The organism is Allokutzneria sp. NRRL B-24872 (assembly GCF_002155965.1).
In the GTDB taxonomy this organism is placed as follows: domain Bacteria; phylum Actinomycetota; class Actinomycetes; order Mycobacteriales; family Pseudonocardiaceae; genus Allokutzneria.
Genome location: NZ_MUMH01000015.1, coordinates 141,445 through 149,270, shown reverse-complemented (window position 1 = coordinate 149,270; position 7,826 = coordinate 141,445). Strand labels below are relative to the sequence as shown.

Sequence of the window (7,826 nt, the reverse complement as noted above, 5' to 3'; positions counted from 1 at the left end):
TGATGCTGGCCGCGGCCAGCACCTCGGCCTCCGGTCAGCTCGACTTCGCCAGCTACGGCGGCAAGAGCACCATCGCGCTGCTCTCGCCGCTGGTGGTGGTGGCGGCGGTGCTGTTCGTGCCGCTGCTGGACCTGGTGATGGCGGTGCTGCGGCGGACGAGAGCCGGTCGGAGTCCGTTCGCCCCGGACAAGATGCACCTGCACCACCGGCTGCTGGAGATCGGCCACTCGCAGCGCCGCGCCGTGCTGCTGATCTACCTGTGGGCCTCGGTGCTGGCCTTCGGAGCGGTCTCGCTGACCCTCTTCGACGTGGTCACGGTGATCTGGGTGGTGGGCGTCGGCCTGCTGCTCGCGCTGTTCGCCTCCGCCATCCCCAGGCTGCGCGAGTCACGCCGTTCCTGACCCCCTTCGGTGATCGTCGGGGCACGTCAGGGACAATTCGGACGTGAACCCGCTGAAGCAGACGGTCGTCGCCAACCCGAGCGAGGTCCTGCGCAGGGCACTCGTCCAGTCCGCCGCGATGCTCGGCGCCCTCGTCGTGGTCGCCGTCGCGGTGGCCTGGCCGGTCGCCGGGACCCCCGGCCTCTGGGGCGCGGTCATCGGCGCGGGCATCGCCGGGGTCTTCCTGCTCATCACCACCGGCGCCGTGCTGGCCACGATGAAGGCGAGCCCCGCTGCCACTTTGGGGGCGGTCATGGGCTCCTGGTTGGTGAAGATGGTCGCGGTCTTCGTGGTCCTGCTGGCCCTCAGGCCGCTGGATTTCTACTCAAAACCGACACTCTTCATCGTGACCGCGCTCTCGATCGTGGTAGTGCTCGTCACAGAGTCACTCGCTGTGATCAAGTCCAAGGCCCCGTACGTCGAGCCGGCCCCCCGCACCCCGTCTGGCCAGCAGATTGAAGATTGACCCCCGGTTCACAAGCTCTGTCCAAACGGTTGGTAAGGTGCTGCTGGGATGAGCGACAAGACGGACAAAGACACCCAATCGGGTAAGGCGGATGTCTGGGCGCTCATCAGCACACTGATCGCCGGTCCAGCTCTCTGGGGCGGCATCGGGTACCTCATCGACACAGCGGTCGGTGGCCGGGTCTTCATCATCCTCGGCCTGCTGATCGGTGCCGTCATGAGCTTCTACATCGTCTACGTACGCCACGGCCGGAGCTGAACGGTGACGGCCGCCATAGCAGGGAGACCGCGCTCGATGTTGGTGCTGGCCTCGCAAGACAGCGGGTACCACCCGCCCTCCATCGCCGAGTTCTTCCCCCCGGCACTGCTGTTCGAGGGCACCCCGTTCCAGATCGACCGGATCATGCTGATCCGCGTCCTGATGACGGTGGTGCTCGTCGGCTTCTTCCTGATCGCCCTGCGCAGGCCGAAGATCGTGCCGCGCGGCGTGCAGAACCTGGCCGAGATGGGGCTGGACTTCGTCCGCGTCTCCATCGCCGAGGAGATCCTCGGCAAGGTCAACGGCAAGCGGTTCCTGCCGCTGCTGACCACGATCTTCTTCATGGTCTGGGCGCTGAACCTCTCCGGGGTCATCCCGTTCCTGAACATGCCGAGCACCGCGAAGATCGGTGTGCCGCTGCTGCTGGCACTGCTGACCTACGTCGTCTTCAACTACGCGGGCATCAAGGCGCAGGGCTTCGGTCCGTACATGAAGTCCAACCTGTTCCCGCCCGGCATCCCGAAGCCGCTCTACCTGCTCGTGACGCCGATCGAGTTCGTCTCGACCTTCCTGGTGCGGCCGTTCACCCTCACCGTGCGTCTGCTGGCGAACATGATCGCCGGGCACATGACGCTGGTGCTCTTCTTCGGAGCCGCGTGGTTCCTGCTCTTCCAGGCCGGAAGTCTGCTGCTCGCCCCGGTCGGCGTGCTGTCCTTCGGTGCCGGATTCATTTTCACCCTGTTCGAGCTGCTGGTTCAGGTCCTCCAGGCGTACGTGTTCACGATGCTGACCGCCGTGTACATCGACGGCGCGCTGCACGCGGAGCACTGAGAACAGGGATCGGTACGACCCCGTCCGTGCTCAATCGGTGCGGGGCCAACCTGAAAGGGAACGACAGAATGAACCTCGCAGAGGTTATGGGCAACGTCGCCAGCATCGGTTACGGCCTCGCGGCCATCGGCCCCGGCATCGGCGTCGGCATCGTCTCCGGCAAGACCGTCGAGGCCATGGCCCGCCAGCCCGAGCTGTCCGGTCAGCTGCGCACCACCATGATCCTCGGTATCGCGTTCACCGAGGCCCTGGGTCTGCTGGGTCTGGTCGCGGGCATCATGTTCGGCGGTCTCGGCGCCTGATCCGGCCCATTCCAACTAAGGATTCGGTGACACCGTGACGACCACAGTGCTAGCCGCCGCCGCGCAGAATCCCCTGATTCCCGCGGTGTACGACATCGTTTGGTCCGCGGTCTGCTTGGCGATCATCGGCTTCGTCTTCTGGAAGAAGGTGCTTCCGACCTTCCAGAAGGTGCTGGCCGATCGCACCGAGAAGATCGAGGGCGGCATCGCCAAGGCGGAGCAGGCCCAGGCGCAGGCGCAGCAGGCCCTGGCTGAGTACCAGGCCCAGCTGGCCGACGCCCGTGCCGAGGCCGCCCGGATCCGGGACGACGCTCGGGCCGAGGCGGAGAAGATCAAGGAAGAGCTCTACGCCAAGGCCCAGGCCGAGGCCGCTCGCATCATCGCGCAGGGCACGAACCAGCTCGCCGCCCAGCGCGCCCAGATCGTCGCGGAACTGCGCGGGGACCTGGGACGCATGGCGGTGGACCTGGCCGGTCGCGTCGTCGGGGAGTCCCTGGAGGACGAGTCCCGCAGGCGTGGCACGGTGGACCGCTTCCTCGACGAGCTGGACGCCGTCTCGGCGCCGGCTGGTAAGTGAGCGGCGAAATGAGTGCGATGCACGCCGCCAGCCGCGAGGCGCTCGCGAGCGCGCAGGCGCGGTTGCAGGAGATCACCAGCGGGGTGGACGGTGACGGCCTCGGCACGCTCGCCGACGAGCTGTTCGCCGTCACCTCCCTGCTGAACAAGGAGATCGGCCTTCGCCGGGCCATCGCCGACGCGTCGAGCGACCCCTCGGGGCGCGAGGCGCTGGTGCGCGGCCTGCTGGCGGGCAAGGTGAGCGAGCGGGCGATCGACCTGCTCGCCACCGTGGTCACCGCGAGGTGGTCCAGCCCCCGGGAGCTGGTCGACGGCATCGAGCTGCTCACCCGCACCGTCTCGCTGGTGCGCGCCGAGCAGGACGGCAGGCTGGACGCGGTGGAGGACGAGCTGTTCCGGCTCGGCCGGATCGTCGCCGCCCAGCCCGACCTCGACCGGCTGCTCTCCGACCCGGCCCGCGAGTCCGCGGGCAAGGTCGAGCTGCTGCGCTCGCTCACCGCGGGCAAGGTGGAGCCGGTCACCCAGACCCTCGCGGAGCAGCTCGTCGCGGAACCCCGTGGACTCGGGGTGGTGGCGGGGCTGGAACAGCTGGCCGGACTCGCGGCCAAGCGCAGGGAACGCTCGGTCGCGCACGTGCGATCGGTCATCCCGCTCAGCGAGGCGCAGCAGGAGCGGTTGTCCGCCCTGCTGACGCGTGTCTACTCGCGGCCGATCGCCCTGCACATCGAGGTCGACGCGGCGCTGCGAGGCGGTCTGGTGATCCGCGTCGGCGACGAGGTCATCGACGGAAGTGCGGCTGGCCGCTTGGAGGCCCTCCGCCGCGAGCTCGCTGGTTAACAACGACGCCCACGGCAGTACCCGTCCACGCCGGACGGGTGCGGGCCCCCTCAACGACGACCACACTGGTCGAGAACGAACCGAGAGCAGGAACGACATGGCGGAGCTGACGATCTCGTCGGACGAGATCCGCAGTGCGATCGAGAACTACGTCTCCAGCTACTCCCCGGAGGTCAACCGGGAAGAGGTCGGAACCGTCACCGTGACCGGTGACGGCATCGCCTATGTCGAGGGCCTGCCCTCGGCGATGGCCAACGAGCTGCTGGAGTTCCCCGGCGGCGTCCTGGGCGTCGCGCTGAGCCTTGACGTGCGTGAGATCGGTGTTGCCATCCTCGGCAACTACGAGTCCATCGAAGAGGGCCAGGAGGTCAAGCGGACCGGACAGGTGCTGTCCGTCCCGGTGGGCGACGCCTACCTCGGCCGCGTGGTCAACCCGCTCGGGCACCCGGTGGACGGCCTCGGCGAGATCGTCGCCGACGACCGCCGCGCCCTGGAGCTGCAGGCCGCGACCGTCGTCGAGCGGCAGTCCGTCAAGGAGCCGCTGCAGACCGGCATCAAGGCGATCGACTCGCAGACCCCGATCGGCCGCGGCCAGCGCCAGCTGATCATCGGTGACCGCAAGACCGGCAAGACCGCCGTCTGCGTGGACACCATCCTGAACCAGAAGGCCAACTGGGAGACCGGCGACCCGAACCAGCAGGTTCGGTGCATCTACGTCGCGGTCGGCCAGAAGGGCTCCACCATCGCCGCGGTGAAGAAGGCGCTGGAGGACCGCGGTGCGATGGAGTACACCACCATCATCGCCGCCCCCGCCTCCGACTCCGCGGGCTTCAAGTGGCTGGCCCCCTACACCGGCTCGGCCATCGGCCAGCACTGGATGTACCAGGGCAAGCACGTCCTGATCGTCTTCGACGACCTGACGAAGCAGGCCGAGGCCTACCGCGCGATCTCGCTGCTGCTGCGCCGTCCGCCGGGCCGCGAGGCCTACCCGGGCGACGTCTTCTACTTGCACTCCCGCCTGCTGGAGCGCTGCGCGAAGCTGTCCAAGGAGCTGGGCGCGGGCTCGATGACGGGTCTCCCGGTCATCGAGACCAAGGCCAACGACGTGTCGGCCTACATCCCGACCAACGTCATCTCCATCACCGACGGCCAGTGCTTCCTGGAGTCGGACCTGTTCAACCAGGGTGTCCGCCCGGCGGTCAACGTCGGTATCTCGGTCTCCCGAGTCGGTGGCTCCGCGCAGGTCAAGGCCATGCGCAAGGTCGCGGGCTCGCTGCGGCTCGACCTGTCCCAGTACCGCGAGCTGGAGGCCTTCTCGGCCCTGGCCTCGGACCTGGACGCGGCGTCCAAGGCGCAGCTGGAGCGCGGTGCGCGCCTGGTCGAGCTGCTCAAGCAGTCCCAGTACGCGCCGTTCCCGGTCGAGGAGCAGGTCGTCTCGATCTACGCCGGTACCCGCGGCCACCTCGACTCGGTGCCGGTCGCCGACGTCCGCCGCTTCGAGTCCGAGCTGCTGGACTGGGTGCGCCGCAACCACGAGGGCGTGCTCGCCGAGATCCGCGACACCAAGGACCTCTCGGACGAGAACTCCGACCGGGTCGGCGAGCTGATCGAGACCTTCAAGAAGCAGTTCACCGCCTCCGACGGGACCCAGGTCGTCAACGACCCGGCCGCGGACGCGATCGACGACTCCAAGCTCGGCCAGGAGTCCGTCAAGGTGAACCGTCCGGCTCCGGCCAAGAAGTGACGTGGTGACGCATGGCTGCTGAACTTCGCGTCCTCAAGCAGAGGGTCAAGTCCACCCAGGCGATCAAGAAGATCACGCGGGCCATGGAGCTCATCGCCACCTCGCGGATCGGCAAGGCGCAGGCCAGGGTCGCGGCATCGCGCCCCTACACCGAGGAGATCACCAACGTGCTCTCCTCGCTGGCGACGGCCTCGACGCTCAGCCATCCGCTGCTGGTGGCGCGGGAGAACCCCACGCGTGCCGCCGTCCTGGTCGTGACCAGTGACAAGGGCATGTGCGGTGGCTACAACTCCAGCGTGATCAAGGCGGCCGAGGAGCTGCAGACCCGGTTGCGCCAGGAGGGCAAGCAGCCCTCGCTCTACGTCGTCGGGCGCAAGGGAGCGGGTTTCTACCGCTTCCGCCAGCGCGAGGTCGTGGACTCGTGGACCGGTTTCTCCGAGAAGCCGACCTACGCCGACATCGTGGCCGCCGGTGACGCGCTGGTCGAGGGCTTCCTCGCCGACGCCGAGTCCGGTGAGCTCGCCTTCGACGAGGTCCACGTGGTCTACACCGAGTTCAAGTCGATGATGACCCAGCAGCCGATCGCCAAGCGCGTGGTGCCGCTGGAGGTCGAGTTCGCCGGTGAGGACGACAAGAGCGTGCTGCCCGGCTACGACTTCGAGCCGGACCCGGAGACGCTGCTCGACGCGCTGCTGCCGAAGTACATCAAGACCCGGCTGTACTCGGCTCTGCTGGAGTCCGCCGCCTCCGAGCTGGCCAACCGCCAGCGCGCCATGAAGGCGGCCACCGACAACGCCAGCGAGATGATCCGCGCTCTCACCCGAGAGGCGAACCAGGCCCGCCAGGCCCAGATCACCCAGGAGATCAGCGAGATCGTCGGTGGCGCCGACGCACTGGCTACCGCAGGAAGTGATGAGTGAGATGACGACAGCTACTGCTGCCGGTATCGGCCGTGTGGTCCGGGTCAACGGCCCGGTCGTGGACGTTGAGTTCCCCCGCGACTCCGTGCCGGACCTGTTCAACGCCCTCAAGGTCGAGATCACCCACGAGGCGATGGCCAAGACCGTGACCCTGGAGGTCGCCAAGCACCTCGGCGACAACCTGGTCCGGACGATCTCCATGCAGCCGCAGGACGGCCTCGTCCGTGGCGCCGAGGTCAAGGACACCGGCAAGCCGATCTCGGTTCCGGTCGGTGACCTGGTCAAGGGCCACGTGTTCAACGCGCTCGGCGAGTGCATGGACGAGCCGGGCTACGGCGCGGACGCCGAGCACTGGGGCATCCACCGCAAGCCGCCGGCCTTCGACCAGCTCGAGCCGCGCACCGAGGTGCTGGAGACCGGCCTCAAGGTCGTCGACCTGCTGACCCCGTACGTCAAGGGCGGCAAGATCGGCCTGTTCGGTGGTGCCGGTGTCGGCAAGACGGTGCTCATCCAGGAGATGATCACCCGTATCGCCCGCAACTTCGGTGGTACGTCGGTCTTCGCCGGTGTCGGTGAGCGCACCCGTGAGGGCAACGACCTCATCGCGGAGCTGACCGAGTCCAACGTCATGAAGGACACCGCGCTGGTGTTCGGTCAGATGGACGAGCCGCCGGGCACCCGTATGCGGGTCGCGCTGTCCGCGCTGACCATGGCGGAGTACTTCCGCGACGTCCAGAACCAGGACGTGCTGCTGTTCATCGACAACATCTTCCGGTTCACCCAGGCCGGTTCCGAGGTCTCCACCCTGCTGGGCCGGATGCCGTCGGCCGTGGGTTACCAGCCGACGCTGGCCGATGAGATGGGTGAGCTCCAGGAGCGGATCACCTCGACCAAGGGCCGCTCGATCACCTCGATGCAGGCGATCTACGTGCCCGCGGACGACTACACCGACCCGGCGCCGGCCACCACCTTCGCCCACCTGGACGCCACCACCGAGCTCTCCCGTGGTGTGTTCTCCAAGGGCATCTTCCCGGCGGTGGACCCGCTGGCCTCCAGCTCGACGATCCTGCACCCCTCGATCGTCGGCGACGAGCACTACCGCGTCGCCCAGGAGGTCATCCGGATCCTGCAGAAGTACAAGGACCTGCAGGACATCATCGCCATCCTCGGCATGGACGAGCTGTCCGAAGAGGACAAGGTGCTGGTCCAGCGCGCTCGCCGGATCGAGCGGTTCCTGTCGCAGAACATGTACGCGGCGGAGCAGTTCACCGGCCAGGCCGGCTCCAACGTGCCGGTCAAGGAGACCGTTGAGGCGTTCGACCGCCTCAGCAAGGGCGACTTCGACCACATGCCGGAGCAGGCGTTCTACATGTGCGGTGGCATCGACGACCTCGAGGCCAACTACAAGAAGCTCAGCGGCAAGTGAGCTTCTGACAACGCCGAAAGGGCCGG

9 protein-coding genes and 1 pseudogene are annotated in these 7,826 nt (G+C 67.7%); all 10 read left to right on the top strand.

Going from position 1 to position 7,826, the window contains the following annotated elements:
* Positions 1 to 401 (top strand): annotated as a pseudogene (locus CCN37_RS04325) (undecaprenyl-phosphate alpha-N-acetylglucosaminyl 1-phosphate transferase); the annotation flags it as partial.
* A 43-nt stretch (positions 402 to 444) separates the two neighbouring features.
* Positions 445 to 906 (top strand): hypothetical protein, encoded by a 462-nt coding sequence (locus tag CCN37_RS04320; RefSeq protein WP_246842806.1) that lies wholly within the window; start codon positions 445 to 447, stop codon positions 904 to 906.
* A 48-nt stretch (positions 907 to 954) separates the two neighbouring features.
* The gene (locus tag CCN37_RS04315; RefSeq protein ID WP_086819310.1) at positions 955 to 1,164 is read left to right on the top strand and encodes a hypothetical protein; all 210 of its coding nucleotides are present in this window, start codon (positions 955 to 957) and stop codon (positions 1,162 to 1,164) included.
* A 36-nt stretch (positions 1,165 to 1,200) separates the two neighbouring features.
* Entirely contained in the window at positions 1,201 to 1,995 is a 795-nt protein-coding gene (gene atpB / locus CCN37_RS04310) for a F0F1 ATP synthase subunit A (RefSeq protein WP_086819309.1), read from the top strand.
* Between the two features lie 68 nt (positions 1,996 to 2,063).
* Positions 2,064 to 2,297 (top strand): ATP synthase F0 subunit C, encoded by a 234-nt coding sequence (gene atpE / locus CCN37_RS04305; RefSeq protein ID WP_086819308.1) that lies wholly within the window; start codon positions 2,064 to 2,066, stop codon positions 2,295 to 2,297.
* 34 nt (positions 2,298 to 2,331) lie between these two features.
* The gene (locus tag CCN37_RS04300; RefSeq protein ID WP_086819307.1) at positions 2,332 to 2,874 is read left to right on the top strand and encodes a F0F1 ATP synthase subunit B; all 543 of its coding nucleotides are present in this window, start codon (positions 2,332 to 2,334) and stop codon (positions 2,872 to 2,874) included.
* A gap of 8 nt (positions 2,875 to 2,882) precedes the next feature.
* A complete protein-coding gene (locus CCN37_RS04295) occupies positions 2,883 to 3,710 on the top strand; it encodes a F0F1 ATP synthase subunit delta (RefSeq protein WP_086819306.1) in 828 nt (275 codons plus the stop codon).
* A gap of 97 nt (positions 3,711 to 3,807) precedes the next feature.
* A complete protein-coding gene (gene atpA / locus CCN37_RS04290) occupies positions 3,808 to 5,454 on the top strand; it encodes a F0F1 ATP synthase subunit alpha (protein WP_086819305.1) in 1,647 nt (548 codons plus the stop codon).
* 11 nt (positions 5,455 to 5,465) lie between these two features.
* The gene (locus CCN37_RS04285) at positions 5,466 to 6,374 is read left to right on the top strand and encodes a F0F1 ATP synthase subunit gamma (protein WP_086819304.1); all 909 of its coding nucleotides are present in this window, start codon (positions 5,466 to 5,468) and stop codon (positions 6,372 to 6,374) included.
* Positions 6,367 to 7,800, top strand: a complete 1,434-nt coding sequence (gene atpD, locus CCN37_RS04280; protein ID WP_371503592.1) for a F0F1 ATP synthase subunit beta — start codon at positions 6,367 to 6,369, stop codon at positions 7,798 to 7,800. The genes CCN37_RS04285 and atpD overlap by 8 nt, the downstream gene beginning before the upstream one ends.
* Positions 7,801 to 7,826 lie beyond the last annotated feature (26 nt).